General features: G+C 73.6%; 13 protein-coding genes. 6 read left to right on the top strand and 7 right to left on the bottom strand.

What is annotated here, in order from left to right:
* Positions 1 to 13 precede the first annotated feature (13 nt).
* Complete coding sequence (gene ku, locus ACZ4A5_RS07955) at positions 14 to 1,015, bottom strand: non-homologous end joining protein Ku (protein WP_467579650.1); 1,002 nt, start codon at positions 1,013 to 1,015, stop codon at positions 14 to 16.
* Positions 1,016 to 1,056: 41 nt separating this feature from the next.
* On the opposite strand from ku, the gene ligD (ACZ4A5_RS07950) reads away from it, so the two are divergent.
* Entirely contained in the window at positions 1,057 to 1,959 is a 903-nt protein-coding gene (gene ligD, locus ACZ4A5_RS07950) for a non-homologous end-joining DNA ligase (protein ID WP_467579647.1), read from the top strand.
* A gap of 3 nt (positions 1,960 to 1,962) precedes the next feature.
* Here the strand turns inward: ligD (ACZ4A5_RS07950) and ligD (ACZ4A5_RS07945) are convergent, their stop codons facing one another.
* Both ligD (ACZ4A5_RS07945) and ACZ4A5_RS07940 read right to left on the bottom strand, forming a co-directional pair.
* The gene (ligD, locus tag ACZ4A5_RS07945; protein WP_467579742.1) at positions 1,963 to 2,916 is read right to left on the bottom strand and encodes a non-homologous end-joining DNA ligase; all 954 of its coding nucleotides are present in this window, start codon (positions 2,914 to 2,916) and stop codon (positions 1,963 to 1,965) included.
* A 56-nt stretch (positions 2,917 to 2,972) separates the two neighbouring features.
* Positions 2,973 to 3,989 carry a PHP domain-containing protein gene (locus tag ACZ4A5_RS07940; RefSeq protein WP_467579739.1) on the bottom strand — a complete coding sequence of 339 codons (1,017 nt, stop codon included), beginning with the start codon at positions 3,987 to 3,989 and terminating at the stop codon, positions 2,973 to 2,975.
* A 130-nt stretch (positions 3,990 to 4,119) separates the two neighbouring features.
* Between ACZ4A5_RS07940 and ACZ4A5_RS07935 the strand changes: the two genes are divergently transcribed.
* On the top strand, positions 4,120 to 5,541 hold the full coding sequence (locus ACZ4A5_RS07935) for an NAD(P)/FAD-dependent oxidoreductase (RefSeq protein WP_467579643.1): 1,422 nt from the start codon (positions 4,120 to 4,122) through the stop codon (positions 5,539 to 5,541).
* A gap of 30 nt (positions 5,542 to 5,571) precedes the next feature.
* Here the strand turns inward: ACZ4A5_RS07935 and ACZ4A5_RS07930 are convergent, their stop codons facing one another.
* The gene (locus ACZ4A5_RS07930; protein ID WP_467579640.1) at positions 5,572 to 6,999 is read right to left on the bottom strand and encodes a lipase maturation factor family protein; all 1,428 of its coding nucleotides are present in this window, start codon (positions 6,997 to 6,999) and stop codon (positions 5,572 to 5,574) included.
* 68 nt (positions 7,000 to 7,067) lie between these two features.
* Here ACZ4A5_RS07930 and ACZ4A5_RS07925 point away from each other — a divergent pair, with 68 nt between their 5' ends.
* The 4 genes from ACZ4A5_RS07925 to meaB all read left to right on the top strand — a co-directional run bounded on the left by ACZ4A5_RS07925 (position 7,068) and on the right by meaB (position 14,381).
* Complete coding sequence (locus ACZ4A5_RS07925) at positions 7,068 to 9,179, top strand: SpoIIE family protein phosphatase (RefSeq protein ID WP_467579637.1); 2,112 nt, start codon at positions 7,068 to 7,070, stop codon at positions 9,177 to 9,179.
* Positions 9,180 to 9,296: 117 nt separating this feature from the next.
* Positions 9,297 to 11,183: a methylmalonyl-CoA mutase small subunit gene (mutA, locus tag ACZ4A5_RS07920; protein WP_467579634.1), complete on the top strand. Its 1,887-nt coding sequence runs from the start codon at positions 9,297 to 9,299 to the stop codon at positions 11,181 to 11,183.
* Positions 11,183 to 13,384, top strand: coding sequence for a methylmalonyl-CoA mutase (scpA, locus tag ACZ4A5_RS07915; RefSeq protein WP_467579631.1), 2,202 nt, complete (start codon positions 11,183 to 11,185; stop codon positions 13,382 to 13,384). Before mutA ends, scpA begins: the two co-directional genes overlap by 1 nt.
* Before the next feature lie 4 nt (positions 13,385 to 13,388).
* Entirely contained in the window at positions 13,389 to 14,381 is a 993-nt protein-coding gene (gene meaB, locus ACZ4A5_RS07910; RefSeq protein WP_467579628.1) for a methylmalonyl Co-A mutase-associated GTPase MeaB, read from the top strand.
* A 149-nt stretch (positions 14,382 to 14,530) separates the two neighbouring features.
* On the opposite strand, the gene ACZ4A5_RS07905 is transcribed toward meaB, so the two are convergent.
* From ACZ4A5_RS07905 to ACZ4A5_RS07895, 3 genes are all read right to left on the bottom strand, one after another.
* Positions 14,531 to 15,589 (bottom strand): enoyl-CoA hydratase/isomerase family protein, encoded by a 1,059-nt coding sequence (locus ACZ4A5_RS07905; protein WP_467579625.1) that lies wholly within the window; start codon positions 15,587 to 15,589, stop codon positions 14,531 to 14,533.
* A 61-nt stretch (positions 15,590 to 15,650) separates the two neighbouring features.
* Positions 15,651 to 16,208, bottom strand: coding sequence for a hypothetical protein (locus tag ACZ4A5_RS07900; RefSeq protein WP_467579623.1), 558 nt, complete (start codon positions 16,206 to 16,208; stop codon positions 15,651 to 15,653).
* On the bottom strand, positions 16,205 to 16,528 hold the full coding sequence (locus ACZ4A5_RS07895) for a nuclear transport factor 2 family protein (RefSeq protein WP_467579620.1): 324 nt from the start codon (positions 16,526 to 16,528) through the stop codon (positions 16,205 to 16,207). Before ACZ4A5_RS07895 ends, ACZ4A5_RS07900 begins: the two co-directional genes overlap by 4 nt.
* Positions 16,529 to 16,602: the final 74 nt, after the last annotated feature.

Below are 16,602 nucleotides of genomic sequence, written 5' to 3'. Positions count from 1 at the left end.
CGGCGGGGGCGCGTCAGGAGGCGCGGCGGCCGGTCTTCCGCGCCGCGGCCTTCTTCGTTCCCTTGCCGGTGGAGCCCGTGGAGGCGGTGCTCTTGGCGGTGCTCTTCGCCGTGGTCTTTCCGGCCCGGGAAGAGGCCGCCGAGGATGCCGTCTTCTTCGCGGTCGTCCCCTTCTCGGCGCCCGCCTTCTTCGCCGGGGCCCGCGCCGCCTTCCGGGCGGGCCGGGCTTTCCCCGATTCCTCCGCGGGCTTCTTCGCGGCCGTATCGATGGACGCCTGCAGAGCGGCCATCAGGTCGATGACGTTGTCCGGTGCCGGAGTCGTGCCCTTCCTGGACGGCGCGGGCCTGTCGGCGAGATGGGCCGAGATGAGCTCGCCGAGGGCGACCTCGTACTCGTCCTCCAGCGCCTCGAGGTCGAAGTCCTCGGACAGCGTGTCCATCAGACTCGTGGCCATCTTCAGCTCCTGCGGCCGCACGGTCACCGAGCCGGGCGGGGCCAGGCCCGCGCTGTCGCGGATCTCGTCGGGCCAGTACATCGTGTGGAGGGTCAGCAATTCGCCGTGGACCCGCAGCAGCGCCAGCGACTCGCGGGTGCGCAGCGCGATCTTGGTCACGGCGACCCGGTCGGTCTGCTTGAGGGTCTCGCGCAGCAGGACGTACGGCTTGTTCGCCGCGGCGCTCTCCGGGGCCAGGTAGTAGGAACTCGTCAGCTGGAGCGGGTCGATGCGGGCGGAGTCCACGAACGCCAGGACGTCGATGAGCTTCTTGCTGGGCAGCGGCAGCCCCGCCAGCTCCTCCTGGGTGACGACGGCGGTGTGGCCCTCGTCGTCCTCGAAGCCCTTGGCGATGTGCTCGTAGTCGACCTGCTCGCCGCAGGCGTCGCAGACCCGCTTCAGGTGGATGCGCCCGCCGTCCGCGTCGTGGACCTGGTGCAGCTTGACGCCGTGCTCCTGGACCGCGGCGTAGAGCCGTACGGGCACCGAGACCAGCCCGAAGCCGATTGCACCCTTCCACATGGTTCGCATAGTTTCTTCCCTCCAGGGGGAATTCCTACCTTATGCCCGCATCTTCGGAGAGGCAGGCGGTGGAGATCGAGGGACACCGGCTCTCCCTCACCCACCTCGACCGCGTCCTCTTCCCCGCCACGGGACACACCAAGGCCCAGGTGCTGCGCTACTACGCCGAGGCCGCCGCGGTGATGGTGCCCCACACCGCCGGCCGCCCGGCCTCCTTCGTCCGCGCGCCCGAGGGGCCGAAGGGCCAGTCCTGGATCGCCAAGAACCCGCCCGGCGGGGTGCCCGGCTGGGTGCCGCTCGTCCCGGTGGAACACCGCGAAGGGGTCACCGAGCAGGTCGTCGTCGACTCCGCCGCCGCCCTGATCGCCATGGCCAACCTCGGGGCGTACGAGTTCCACGTGCCCCAGTGGACGGCCGCCGCCGGGCCCGGCGCGCACGACCGCCTCGTCCTCGACCTCGACCCCGGGCCGGGCACCGACCTGGTCGTCTGCTGCCGCGTCGCCCAGCGGCTGCGCCAGCTCCTCGACGACGACGGCCTCACCGCCCACGCCGTCGTCTCCGGCTCCAAGGGCCTGCACCTCTACGCCCCGCTGCGGCCCGCGTCAGGGCGCACCGTCTCCGCCTACGCCAAGGAGCTGGCCGCCCGCATGATGGGCGAACACCCCGGGCTGGTCGTGGTCTCCATGGCCCGTGTGGAGCGCCGGGGCAAGGTGCTCATCGACTGGTCGCAGAACGCGAGCGCCAAGACCACCGCCGCGCCCTACACCGTCCGGCTGCGCGACCGGCCCGGCGTGGCCGCCCCGGTCACCTGGGACGAGGTCGCGGCCTGCCGCGAGCCGGGCGAACTCGCCTTCACCCCCGAGCAGGTCCTGGACCGCGTCGCCGACTACGGGGACCTGCTGGCCCCGCTCACCGGCGACGCCACGCGCGCCGCGCTGCCGTGACGGTCACCCCAGCCGGGTCAGGTCCGGCCGCAGCCGGTGCCAGACGGGATGCCGCAGATGGCCCGCGGGGGTCCAGCCGGAGAAGGTGATCTCGGCGACGAGCTTGGGCTCGACCCAGTGCGCGGCCGGTACGTCCACCGGGCCCGCGAAGGGCGGGCCGGGCCGCGCGAGCACCTCAAGATAGCGGGCGAGCTCCCGCCGCTCCCGCTCGGACAGGCCGGAGCCCACGGAGCCGACGCAGCGCAGACCGGCCGGCTCGGCCAGCCCGACGAGGACGGCGCCGGGCAGCCCGGTGAGCATGCCGCGGCCCTCCGTCCAGCCGCCGATGATCACGTCGACGGTGTTCACGTGCTTGGTCTTGCGCCATTCAGGTGAGCGGACGCCCGGGGTGTAGGGAGAGGCCAGCCGTTTGGCGACGACGCCCTCGTAGCCCGCCTTCAAGGTGGCCTGCCACGCCTTTCGCCCGTGCCCCTCCATGTGGGCGGGCACCGAGCAGTGCGGCCCGCCCAGGCCCAGCGCGGCGAGGGTGGCCCGGCGGTCGAGGTAGGGGGTGGCCAGCAGCGGGCGGCCGTTCAGGAACATGACGTCGAACAGCATCAGATGGACGGGGTACTCCATGGCCAGCTGTGCCGCGCGGCGCGGGTTCAGCACGCCCATCCGGCGCTGCAACAGCCCGAAGTCCGGCTGCCCCTGGGCGCCCAGCACCACCACCTCGCCGTCGAGGACCGCGGCCCGGCGCCGGAACCGCTCGCCGAGCGCGCGCAGCTCGGGGTAGGTGACGGTCGCGTCGTTGCCGGCCCGCGTGACCAGCCGCAGGCTCCCGTCGCCGGGCGCCTCGACCACGCACCGTACGCCGTCCCACTTGACCTCGAAGGCCCAGTCGGCGTCGTCGCCCTCGGCCGGCAGCGGGGCGGAGGTGGCGAGCATCGGCTGGATCGCGGGGAGGAGGGCGCCCATGTCTTCGATGATCGTGGTGAACGGGTGCGGGCGCAGCTCGGGTGCGAAGGGGCGGATCACCGGGCCCGGGTCCAGGACAGCAGCCGCTCCAGCGGCCACGTCGTCACCACCCGCTCCGGCGGTACACCGCACTCCTCCGCCCGCGCGCACCCGTACACCTGCCAGTTCAGCTGCCCCGGGGCGTGGGCGTCGGTGTCGACGGAGAACAGCACGCCCGCGTCGCGTGCCTGCCGGATGAGCCGGCGCGGTGGATCCAGCCGCTCCGGGCGGCTGTTGATCTCCACGGCCGTGCCGAAGCGGGCGCAGGCGGCGAAGACCATCGCCGCGTCGAAGTCCGACTCCGGGCGGTGGCCGATCAGCCGTCCGGTGCAGTGGCCCAGGACGTCGACGAGCGGGTTGGCGACGGCCGCGACCATCCGGCGGGTCATGCTGCCGGCGTCCATGCGCAGCTTGGAGTGGACGGAGGCGACCACCACGTCCAGCTCCTCCAGCAGCTCCGGCTCCTGGTCGAGCGAGCCGTCGTCGAGGATGTCGCACTCGATGCCCGTGAGCAGCCGGAATCCGCCGCCCTCCGCGGCGAGCCGCTCGTTGACCTCGGCCACGACGCGGAGCTGGGCGCGCAGCCGCTCGGGTGACAGCCCGCGGGCGATGGTCAGGCGGGGGGAGTGGTCGGTGAGGACGGCCCACTCGTGCCCGAGCGAGCGCGCGGCGCGGGCCATGGCCTCGATCGGGCTGCCCCCGTCCGACCAGTCCGAGTGCAGGTGGCAGTCGCCCCGCAGCAGCGCCCGCAGGCTCTCGCCGCCCTCGGCCAGCGGCTCGGCGGCCTCCTCCTCCAGCCGTGCCAGATAGCCGGGGACGGCACCGCTCAGCGCCTCGGCCACCACGGCGGCCGTCTTCGGCCCGATGCCCTTCTCCTCGGTCAGCGAGCCGGACTCCGCCCGCCGCCGCACCTCGTCCGCGGGCAGCGACTCGATCACCTCGGAGGCCGTACGGAACGCCTTCACCCGATACGTGGGCGCCTGCGCGCGCTCCAGCAGGAACGCGATCCGGTCCAGGGCCTCCACCGGGTCCATGACTGCCACCGCCTCGACTCGTCGGCCGCCTCCAGTCCCCACGGTGCGGGATCGCGGGGCGGCGCGCACTCCCGTGCGGCGGCGGGTGAGCGCGTGCGTAACGCCCGGTCCGCCAGGGGAGGGTTCCGGCATGAGTGCCTCCCACAACAGCAGTGCCCCCCGCCCCGGCGGCCGCGCGGTGGTCCTGGGCGCGGGCATGGCCGGGATGCTGGCCGCGTCCGTCCTCGCCCGCCATGTCGGCGAGGTGGTGATCGTCGACCGCGACCGGATGCCCGACGGCGCCCACCCGCGCAAGGGCCTGCCGCAGGCCCGCCACGCCCACCTGCTGATGTCCGGCGGGGCCCGGGCCGTCGACGCGCTGCTGCCCGGGACGCTGGAGCGCTGGCTCGCCGCAGGCGCCCGGCGGATGGCGCTGACGGCGGGTCTGGTGGTGCTGGGCCCGTGGGGGTGGTTCCCGCGGCTGCCGGGCACGCAGTTCCTCCTGGCCTGCACCCGCGACCTGCTCGACCTGGTGGTCCGCGAGCAGGTGCTCGCCCAGCCCGGCGTCGTCCTGCGGGACGGCACGGAGGCGGTGGCGCTGCTGGGCGACAGCGGCCGGGTCACGGGCGTGCGGGTCCGTGACACCGGGGAGCACACCGCGCGGGAGCTCGGCGCGGACCTGGTCGTCGACGCCTCGGGCCGCGGCTCCCAGGCCGCCCGGCGGCTGACGGACCTCGGGCTGCCGGTCGTCCATGAGGAGACCGTCGACTCCGGCCTGGTCTACGCCACCCGGATCTTCCGGGCGCCGCCGGGCACCGAGGGCTTCCCCGTGGTGAGTGTCCAGCCCGACCCCCGCGCGCGGCGGCCCGGCCAGGGCGCGACGATGCTGCCCGTCGAGGGCGGCCGCTGGCTGGTCACCGTCTCCGGCACGCGTGGCGGTGAACCCTCGCGCAGCGCCGAGGACTTCGAGCCCTTCACCCGCGCCCTGCGCGACCCGCTCATCGCCGATCTGATCGACCGGGCCGAGCCCCTCACGGACGTCCATGTCACCCGCAGCACCCTCAACCGGCGCCGCTTCTTCGAGAACCTCCCCTCGTGGCCCGAGGGCTTCGTCGCGCTGGGCGACGCGGTCGCCACCTACAACCCGGTCTACGGACACGGCATGTCCGTGGCCGCCCAGAGCGCCGCCGTGCTGCGGGACGCCCTGCGGGAGGCCGACCTCGACTCCCCGGGCCTGGCCCGGGGGATCCAGCGGTCGGTGGCCCGGGTGACGGGCGGCGCCTGGGACCTGGCCACCGGGGAGGACATCAACTACCCCGGCGCGATCGGCAAGAGGCCGCCCGCGGCGGCCCGGCTGCTGCGCGGCTACACCCAGCGCATGATGTGGGCGGCGACCGGCGACCCCCTGGTGCTGCGCGCGCTGATGGACGTCATGACGCTCTCCGCTCCCGTGACGCACCTGGTCAGGCCGTCGGTGGCGCTCGGGGTGGCACGCGGGCCCGGCGGCCGGGCGCAGACCGGGCCCTCGATCACCCCGGCGGAGCTGGAGCTGTGCGGGCTGGCACCGCGCTGAGGCGCGGGCGGTGCGCGGCAGGGCGGGGCGTCAGCGGCGCAGGGCCACCGGCGGCAGGAATTCGTGTTCGAGCGTCCGGTGCCACCAGGCGCCGGTCTCCCGCCGCTCCCGCCGGGTGGTGAAGCGGTAGAGGTAGACCCGGGCGCGCACATGCGTGGGCGGCGTGCCGGGGAAGGGGTTGTGCCGCAACAGGCGCAGCGTGTCCGGGTCGTTGACCAGCAGGCGTTCCACGAAGGGGCCGAACCACGGCTCGGCGTACGCGGGGGAGATCCCGGCGAACCACATCATCCAGTCGAGCCGCAGGTGGTACGGCGCGAACTGGCGCGGCAGCCGCCGGGGATCGCCGGGCTTGCCCTTGAAGCCGTACTCCCGCCACTTGGTGTCCCGGGTGATCCGCTCCTCGTCGGTGCCCTCGACGACGACCTCGTGGCGGCGGCGGTTGACGCTGCCGAACGCGCCGTAGGTGTTGACCAGGTGCAGGGCGTTGAAGGACATGTTCATCCGCTGGTGGTGCGAGAGCATGTTGCGGGCCGGCCACCAGCTCAACACCGCCACCAGGGCCGTCGCGGCGAGGACCAGGACCTCGAACCACAGCGGCGGCCCGGCCAGGGGCGCGTGCCGGGGAAGGGCGAGGAGGTCCGCCAGGGCCGCGCCGTCGACCGCGGAGAAGGCCAGCACGATGGTCAGCCAGTTGAGCCAGGCGAAGTTGCCGGAGACGACCAGCCAGAGCTGGGTGCAGATGATCACGCCCGCCGCGACGCTCGCGCCGGGCTGGGGGGTGAAGAGGGCGAGCGGGACGACGAGCTGGGCCACGTGGTTGGCGCCGGTCTCGACCCGGTGCAGCGGCCGCGGCAGGCGGTGGAAGTACCAACTCAGCGGGCCGGGCATCGGCTGGGTCTCGTGGTGGTAGTAGAGGCACGTCAGATCCCGCCAGCAGCTGTCCCCGCGCATCTTGATCAGCCCCGCGCCGAACTCGACGCGGAAGAGCAGCCAGCGCATCAGCCACAGCACGAGCACGGGCGGGTCCGTGCGCGCGTTGCCGAGGAAGACCGCGAGGAATCCCGCCTCCAGCAGCAGCGACTCCCACCCGAAGCCGTACCAGGTCTGGCCCACGTTGACGACCGACAGATACATCGCCCACAGCGCCGCCCACATCAGCATCGCCGCCCACAGCGGCACCGCCTCCGCGCCGCCCGCCACGACCGCCGCCGACAACAGCGCACCGAGGGCCGTCCACCCCGCGAAGAAACGGTCCGAGTAGTGGAGGTGGAAGACCCCGGGCGCGCGCCGGAAGGGCACTCTCCGGGTGAAGCGCGGCACCGGCAGCATGCCCCGCTCGCCGATGAGCGCGCGGAACTGGAGGAGGGCCGCCAGGAAGGCGACCAGGTAGACCGCGGCGAGCGCCCGCTGGAGGACCAGCCTGCTCAGCCAGTACCCCGAGGCCGTGAACCACTCCATGGCGTATCCGTACCACCGAAGCACACAGTCACATCGAAGAAACAGGCAAAAGGTGTCAGAGTGGCTCTATGGTTGATCGGGGAGCGACGCCTGCCGCCGTCCCGGGCGCTTCGTTGCCGGACGAATGGCCCGCTCGCCCGGAAGTGGGCCTTGCCCTCCACCGCGTCGGCAGCTTCGACTGGGACCTCGACAGCAGCCGGCTGCACCTGGACGCCGTGGCGCTCGGCCTCCTCAACCTCCCCCCGGAGGAATTCGACGGCCGGATCTCCGGCCTCGCCGGCCACCTGCCCCGGGCCGACGCCGCCCGGCTCGACAGCCTCGTCGCCCGGGCCATGAAGGACGGCAGCGAGACGTACGGCACCTACTACCGCGTACGCGACGACGACGGCGGCCTGCGCTGGACCTACACCCAGGGCCGGATCCTGCGCGACGGCGCCGGCCGCCCCCGCCGCATCATCGGGATCGTCCGCGACGCCACCGAGGAGCTCCGGCACGCCGCCGAGCCGCACGAGCCGCAGCAGGAGCACCGCGACCAGACCACCGTCGTCGAGACCACCACCGCCGCCCTCGCGCACGCGCGGACCGTCCAGGACGTCATCGACTTCTTCAAGGACTCCCGCGCCGTGCGGCACCTCGGCGCCGACCTCCTCGTCCTCGGCCTGCTGGAGTCCGGGCGCATCCACATGGTCGCCGAGGGACCGGAGGAGCACTACATCCCCGGCACCCGCTACACCCGGATCGACGACAACTTCCCCATGAGCGAGGTCATCCGCACCCTCTCGCCCCGCTTCATCGAATCCCCCGAGGAGTTCGCCGAGCACTACCCCTGGCTCTGGGAGAACATCGAGGACATCGGCATCTGCTCCGCCGCCTACCTCCCGCTGATCGCCCAGGCCCGCCCCATCGGCGCCCTCGGCCTCCTCTACCGCGAGGGACGCGGCTTCACCCGCCAGGAACGCAACCTCTTCATCGCCCTCGGCAGCAGCCTCGCCCAGAGCCTGGCCCGCGCCATGCTCTTCGACCAGGAGCACGACCTCGCCGAGGGACTGCAGCAGTCCATGCTGCCCCGGCGCATCCCCGAGATCCCCGGCGCGCAGATCGCCGTGCGCTACCGCTCCGCGCGCATGGGCCGGGACATCGGCGGCGACTGGTACGACGCCGTCCCGCTGCCCGGCGGCCGGGTCGGCGCCGTCATCGGCGACGTCCAGGGCCACGACACCCACGCCGCCGCCGTCATGGGCCAGCTGCGCATCGTCCTGCGCGCGTACGCCTCCGAGGGCCACGCCCCCGCCACGATCATGGCGCGCGCCTCCACCTTCCTCCACGAGCTCGACACCGACCGCTTCGCCACCTGCGCCTACGCCGAGGCCGACCTCTCCACCGGCCTCGTCCAGCTCGTCCGCGCCGGGCACATCGACCCGCTGCTGCGGCACAACGACGGCACCTGCCGCAGACTCCCCGTCGCCGGCGGGCTGCCGCTCGGCCTCTCCGCCGAGTTCGGCCGCCTCGACTACCCCGTGACCACCGTCGAACTCGAGCCCGGCGAGACCCTGTTGCTCTTCACCGACGGCCTCGTCGAACAGCCCGGCTCCGACCTCGACGAAGGCATGCGGCTGCTCTCCGACATCGTCCGCGAGGGCCCCTACGACCTCCACGAGCTCGCCGACCGCCTCTGCGACATCGTCGAGGAACGCGTCGGCGAGGACGACACGGCCGTACTTCTCCTGCGCCGCCACGGCGCCACCACCCGCAGCGGCAGCCGCCTCCAGCAGCACATCGCACCCGCCGACCCCGAAGCGCTCCAGGCCGCCCGGCACATGATCCGCGCGGCCGTGCGGTCCTGGGGCGCCCGGGAGCGCTCCGACGAGATCGAGCTGGTCGCCGACGAGCTGGTCACCAACGCCCTGCTGCACACCGACGGCCCCGCCGTGGTCACCATCCGCATGCTCTCGGGACCCGAACGCCGGGTACGGGCCGAGGTCGAGGACAAGTCCAGCGCCCTGCCGAGGCGGCGCGAGCCGGGGGAGTCGGGCGTCTCCGGGCGCGGCCTGCTGCTGGTCGACCGGCTCGCGGACGTCTGGGGCGTGGAGTCGCGCGGCACCGGCAAGTCGGTCTGGTGCGAATTCATCCTGCCGGAAGGGCCGGAAGGGAAGGAGGAGCGGGCGGGAGAAGACGGCTGAGCGCACGGGGCGGCCGAGGGGACGGTCAATCCGCCGTACGTTCCGCGGAAGCGAAGAGGTCAAGGTCACAGCCGTATGGGCTGCTGCCGGACGCGGGTGCTCCCCTAGCCTTCCCCCATGACGGTCCTGCCAGACGAAGGCTTCCCCCTGGCCGCCGAGTTCCCGGACTCCACCCGCGAGCAATGGCAGCGCCTCGTGGAGGGCGTGCTGCGCAAAGCGGGCACATCGGATGCATCCGGCTCGGCCGCCGAGGGCGCGCTGACCACCCCGCTCCAGGACGGGCTCGCCACCCGCCCCCTCTACACCGCGGAGGACGCGCCCAGCGCACCCGGTTACCCCGGATTCCACCCGTTCGTCCGCGGCGGACGCGCGGAGGGAACGGCCGTCTCCGGCTGGGACGTCCGCCAGCGCCACGCCCACCCCGACCCCCGGCGCGCCAACGAGGCCGTGCTCGCCGACCTGGAGAACGGGGTCACCTCCCTCTGGCTGACCGCCGGCGCCCACGGCCTGCCCGTCAGCGGCATCGCCACCGCCCTCGAAGGCGTCTACCTCGACCTCGCCCCCGTCGTCCTCGACGCCGGGCCCGACACCGAGGCGGCCGCCCGCGAACTGCTGCGCCTGCACGACGAGCACGGCGTCCAGCGCACGGCCACCGGCAACCTCGGCGCCGACCCGCTCGGCACCCTCGCCCGCACCGGCACGGACGCCGACCCGTCCGAGGGACTCGCGGTGGCCGCCGACCTCGCGGCCCGCTGCCTGCGCGACCGCCCCGGCCTGCGCGCCCTCACCGTCGACGCCCTGCCCCACCACGACGCCGGCGGCTCGGCCGCCCAGGAACTGGGCGCCTCCCTCGCCACCGGCGTCGCCTACCTCCGCGCCCTCACCGACCGCGGACTCGGCGTCGACCAGGCGTGCGCCCAGCTGGAGTTCCGCTACGCGGCCACCGCCGACCAGTTCCTCACCATCGCCAAGCTCCGCGCCGCCCGCCGCCTGTGGGCCCGCGTCGCGGAGGTCAGCGGAGCCACCACCGCGGGCGCCGCGCAGCGCCAGCACGCCGTCACCTCGTCGGTCATGATGACCCGCCGCGACCCGTGGGTGAACATGCTGCGCACCACCATCGCCTGCCTCGGCGCCGGCGTGGGCGGCGCGGACGCCGTCACCGTCCTGCCCTTCGACGCCGCCCTCGGCCTGCCCGACGCCTTCGCCCGCCGCATCGCCCGCAACACCTCCTCCATCCTCCTGGAGGAGTCGCACCTGGCCCGGGTCATCGACCCCGCCGGCGGCTCCTGGTACGTGGAACGGCTCACCGACGAACTCGCCCACGCCGCCTGGGCCTGGTTCCAGGAGATCGAGCGGGCCGGCGGCCAGGCCGCCGCGCTGCGCTCCGGGCTGATCGCCGAACGCCTCGCCGACACCTGGCGGCAGCGCAGCGAGGACCTCGCCACCCGCCGCGAACCCATCACCGGCGTCAGTGAGTTCCCCAGCCTCGGCGAGCAGCCGGTGCCCCGGGAACCCGCGCCCGCCGCCCCCGGCGGCGGCCTGCCCACGGTCCGCCGCGACGAGGCGTACGAAGCGCTGCGCGCCCGCTCCGACGCCCACCTGGCCGTGACCGGCACCAGGCCCCGCGTCTTCCTCGCAGCCCTCGGACCCGCCGCCGCGCACACCGGCCGGGCCACCTTCGCCGCCAACCTCTTCCAGGCGGGCGGCATCGAGCCCGTCCACGACCCGGTGACCGTCGACGCGGACACCGCCGCCGAGGCCTTCGCCCGCAGCGGCGCCCGCGTGGCCTGCCTCTGCTCCAGCGACAAGCTCTACGCCGACCAGGCCGAGGCCGTCGCCACCGCGCTCAAGGAGGCGGGCGCGGCCCGGGTGTTCCTCGCCGGCCGCCCCGACGCCGCACAGCAGGAAACCTACCGACGGGCCGGAGTCGACGAGTTCGTCTTCGCGGGCGGCGACGCCGTCACCGTCCTCACCTCCGTCCTCGACCGCATGGGAGTGGCGTGATGCCCATCCCCGACTTCACCGGCATCGACCTCGGCCCCGCCGACGGCGCCCCCGCCGACCCCGGACCCTGGCGGGCCGCCCTCAAGGAGAGCACCGGCCACAGCCCCGAGGACCTCGTCTGGGAGACCCCCGAGGGCATCGGCGTCAAACCGCTCTACACCGCGGACGACCTGCGCGGAGTGGACTTCCTGGGCACATACCCCGGCATCGCGCCGTACCTCCGCGGGCCGTACCCCACGATGTACGTCAACCAGCCGTGGACCATCCGGCAGTACGCGGGCTTCTCCACGGCCGAGGAGTCCAACGCCTTCTACCGCCGCAACCTGGCGGCCGGTCAGAAGGGCCTCTCCGTCGCCTTCGACCTGCCCACCCACCGCGGCTACGACAGCGACCACCCGCGCGTGACCGGCGACGTCGGCATGGCGGGCGTCGCCATCGACTCCATCTACGACATGCGGCAGCTCTTCGACGGCATCCCGCTGGACCGGATGAGCGTGTCGATGACGATGAACGGCGCGGTGCTGCCCGTCCTCGCCCTCTACATCGTCGCCGCCGAGGAACAGGGCGTTCCGCCCGAGAAGCTGGCCGGGACCATCCAGAACGACATCCTCAAGGAGTTCATGGTCCGCAACACCTACATCTATCCGCCCCGGCCCTCCATGCGGATCATCTCCGACATCTTCTCGTACACCTCGCGGAAGATGCCGCGCTACAACTCCATCTCCATCTCCGGCTACCACATCCAGGAAGCCGGGGCGACGGCCGACCTCGAACTCGCCTACACCCTCGCCGACGGCGTGGAGTATCTGAAGGCGGGCATCGACGCCGGGCTCGACGTCGACGCCTTCGCGCCGCGCCTGTCCTTCTTCTGGGCGATCGGCATGAACTTCTTCATGGAGATCGCCAAGCTCCGCGCGGCCCGGCTGCTGTGGGCCAGGCTCGTCAAGCGCTTCGAGCCGCAGAACGCCAAGTCGCTCTCGCTGCGCACCCATTCGCAGACCTCGGGCTGGTCGCTGACCGCGCAGGACGTCTTCAACAACGTCGCGCGGACCTGCGTCGAGGCCATGGCGGCCACCCAGGGGCACACCCAGTCCCTGCACACCAACGCCCTCGACGAGGCCCTGGCCCTGCCCACCGACTTCTCCGCCCGCATCGCCCGCAACACCCAGCTCCTCCTCCAGCAGGAGTCCGGCACCTGCCGGGTCATCGACCCCTGGGGCGGCAGCGCGTACGTCGAGAAGCTCACCCACGATCTCGCGCGCCGCGCCTGGCAGCACATCGAGGAGGTCGAGGCCGCGGGCGGCATGGCCCAGGCCATCGACGCGGGCATCCCCAAGCTGCGCGTCGAGGAGGCCGCCGCCCGCACCCAGGCCCGCATCGACTCCGGCCGGCAGCCGGTGATCGGCGTCAACAAGTACCGCGTCGACAGCGACGAGCAGATCGACGTCCTCAAGGTCGACAACTCCTCCGTGCGCGCCCAGCAGATCGAGAAGCTGCGGCGGCTGCGCGCCGAACGTGACGAGGCCGCCTGCCAGGACGCCCTGCGCGCCCTGACCGCGGCGGCCGGCTCCGGCCCCGGCGCGGGCCTGGAGGGCAATCTGCTGGCCCTGGCCGTGAACGCCGCCCGCGCCAAGGCGACCGTCGGCGAGATCTCCGACGCCCTGGAGAAGGTCTACGGACGGCACGCCGGGCAGATCCGTACGATCTCCGGTGTGTACCGCGAAGAGGCAGGGCAGTCGTCCGGGGTCGAGCGCACCCGCGCGCTGGTCGAGGCGTTCGAGCGGGAGGACGGCCGGCGCCCGCGCATCCTGGTGGCCAAGATGGGCCAGGACGGCCACGACCGCGGCCAGAAGGTCATCGCCACCGCCTTCGCCGACCTCGGCTTCGACGTCGACGTCGGCCCGCTCTTCCAGACGCCCGAGGAGGTCGCCCGGCAGGCGGTGGAGGCCGACGTGCACATCGTCGGCGTCTCCTCGCTCGCCGCGGGCCACCTCACGCTCGTGCCCGCCCTCCGCGAGCAACTGGCCGAGCAGGGCCGGGAGGACATCATGATCGTCGTCGGTGGCGTCATCCCGCCGCAGGACGTCCAGCCACTGCGGGAGATGGGCGCCGCCGCGGTCTTCCCGCCCGGCACCGTCATCCCCGACGCCGCCCACGACCTGCTGAAGACCCTCGCCGGGGTCCTCGGCCACGAGCTGTGAGCCCATGGCGCGCAGCATCGATGTGGACGCGTACGTCAAGGGTGTGCTCGACGGCAGGCGGGCGACCGTCGCCCGCGCCATCACGCTCGTGGAGTCGACCCGCGCCGACCACCGGGAGGCCGCCCAGCGGATGCTGACCGAGCTGCTGCCGCGCGCGGGCGCGGCCCGGCGCATCGGCATCACGGGCGTGCCCGGAGTCGGCAAGTCGACCTTCATCGACGCCCTCGGCACCATGCTGACCGGGCTCGGCCACAAGGTCGCCGTGCTCGCCGTCGACCCCTCCTCCAGCCGGACCGGCGGCAGCATCCTCGGCGACAAGACCCGCATGGAGCGGCTCGCCGTCGACCCCGCCGCCTTCGTCCGGCCCTCGCCCACCGCCGGGACCCTCGGCGGGGTGGCCCGCGCCACCCGCGAGACCATCGTGGTGATGGAGGCCGCGGGGTACGACGTGGTGCTCGTCGAGACCGTCGGCGTCGGCCAGTCGGAGACGGCCGTCTCCGACATGGTCGACACCTTCCTCATGCTCACCCTCGCCCGCACCGGCGACCAGCTCCAGGGCATCAAGAAGGGCGTCCTCGAACTCGCCGACGTCATCGCCGTCAACAAGGCGGACGGCCCGCACGAGCGCGACGCGAAGTCCGCCGCGCGTGAACTGGCCGGTGCGCTACGGCTGCTGCGGGCCCCCGACGCGGCCTGGACCCCCCCGGTCCTCACGTGCAGCGCGCGCGAGGGCACGGGCCTCGACACGCTCTGGGAGCGGCTGGAGCAGCACCGGAAGGTGCTCGACGCGACGGGCGAGCTGGCGGCGCGCCGCCGTGACCAACAGGTGGACTGGGTCTGGACGATGGTCCGCGAGCAGCTGCTGACGGAGCTGCGCTCCCACGCGGACGTGCGGCGGCTGGCTCCCTCCCTGGAGGCCGCGGTCCGCGACGGCACGCTTCCCGCCAGCGCGGCGGCGGAGCGGTTGCTTTCGGCGTTCCGGGTGCCGCCGGGGTGACGTCCGGGGGCTTCGCCCCCGGACGTCCGGTTTCGCCCACCGGAGTGCCTCTTGCCGCTGCGCGCGGCCGCGGGTTCGGTGGGGGCTTGTCGCGCGGTTCCCCGCGCCCCTGACGGGGCGCGGCTCCGGTTTCGTCTCCGGTGGGTGATCTACCGCGCGGCCAGGCCCAGTTCGTCCGCGCCCAAACCCTCGAAGTGCCGCGCCACCGCCTCCGCGGAGACGTCCTCCAGCGACGCCGGTGCCCACCGCGGGCGGCGGTCCTTGTCCACCACCTGGGCGCGGATGCCCTCCACCAGGTCCGGGTCGGAGAGCGACGCGCACGACACCCGGTACTCCTGGTCCAGCACCTCGTCGAGCGTCGCCAGGCGCCGGGCCCGGCGCAGCGCGGCGAGGGTGACCTTCAGGGCCGTGGGTGACTTCGTGGCGATCGCCTCGGCGGCCTCCTTCGCCTCGGGGACGCCGGAGTCGCGCAGGCGGGCGAGGATCTCCTTGACCGAGTCGGCGGCGTAGCAGTGGTCGATCCACGGCTGATGCGGGGCGAGCGCGCCGGGCGGGGCGGGCACGGCGTGGGCGCGCACGGCCGCGGCCGGGTCCGTGCCGGCCAGGGCCGCGGCGAGGTCCGCCAGGCGGGCCCGTGGGACGAAGTGGTCGGCGAAGCCGGCGCGCAGGGCGTCGCCCGCGTCGAGCCGGGCCGTGGTCAGGGCCAGGTGCGTGCCCAGCTCGCCGGGCGCCCGGGAGAGGAGATAGGTGCCGCCGATGTCGGGGGCGAAGCCGATGCCCGTCTCCGGCATGGCGATCGCCGACCGCTCGGTGACGATCCGTACGCCGCCGTGCGCCGAGACGCCCACGCCGCCGCCCATCACCAGGCCGTCCATGAGGGCGACATAGGGCTTGGGGTAGGCGGCGATACGGGAGTTGAGCCGGTATTCGTCCCGCCAGAACGCCCGGGTCGCGGCCGCGCCGCCGCCGGCGCGGGCGTCGTCGTGGATGAGCCGGATGTCCCCGCCCGCGCACAGCCCCCGCTCACCGGCGCCGTCGATCACGACGGTGGCCACCGCGCCGTCGTGCTCCCAGGCGGTGAGCGCCGCGTCGACGCGGCGCACCATGTCATGGGTGAGGGCGTTGATGGCGCGGGGGCGGTTGAGGGTGATGCGGCCCGCCCGGCCGTCGCGGCGCAGGAGTACGGCGTCGTCGTCAGTGCTCGTCATCGTCCCACTCTCGCAGGAGCGGGGCGGGCGGCGGACGCGAGATCGGTCACCCTCCGCGCGCTCAGCGGACCGGGCCGACCCAGTGGACGCTGTCGTACTTCTCGCCGAAGTCCGGGCGGACCTCGATGTCGACCCTGCCGGTGTTCGCGGGCGGCACGTCGAAGGCGAAGGTGGCCGTGGCGGACTTCCCGGCAGCCAGAGGCCCGGTCAAGGGGGTGCCCACGCCGCGCGCGGTGTCGAAGATCTGCTCGGCCCGGTCGGCGCCCTCCCCGGCCGTCACATTGACCAGCAGTCCGGTCACCTGGAACGTCTGCTCGGTGCCGTTCGTGAGCGTCACCATGAAGGTGATGGGGGAGTTCTCCGGCCGGTGGCCGAGCGAGGTGACGCTCGGCTTGAACGCCGTCGGCCTGGTCACCTTGACCTTCAGGCCGTCGTCGTACGCGTAGGTGTCCTCGAACGCCACCACACGGGTGCCGCCCACCGACGAGGCCGCTCCCGACGGGGACACCGTGTGCCCGGCCGACTTGCCCCCGCCGCCCCCGCAGGCGGTCAGGAGGGCCAGCGCTGCCGCGGCGGCCAGGGCCCGCTGCCGCGCCGGCCAGGGCCGACGGCGCGTCACGCCTGGCCGGTCTCGAAGCGGCTGACCTTGCCGCCGCCGTCGACGGTGAAGTGCCACCGGGTGCGCATCGCGCCCCAGGTGTCGTTGCGGTAGTTCGCGACGAGCGAGCGCCCGCCGTCCGACTCGGACTCCACGTCCATGTGCCCGTGCGAGGAGAAGATCTCCTTGTCCGCCCACTGGGTGAGATCCCGGTCCGAGCCGTCGTCCGACATCGTCGCCCCGGGGGCCAGCGCGGCCCGGAAGGCGGCGGCGTCGTTGGCGTTGATGGCGTTCACCAGGGCACGTACGGCAGGATCGGAGAGGTCGTCGGTGGGGATCACGGGTCTGCTCCTCGCGTGTACACCTGATGTGTGGGCGTGTCCAGGACAGCACCGCCGGGCCTCGACCGCCCGTT

Source organism: Streptomyces sp. NPDC025618 (genome assembly GCF_055558795.1).
This window is presented reverse-complemented; position numbering and strand designations above follow the sequence as displayed.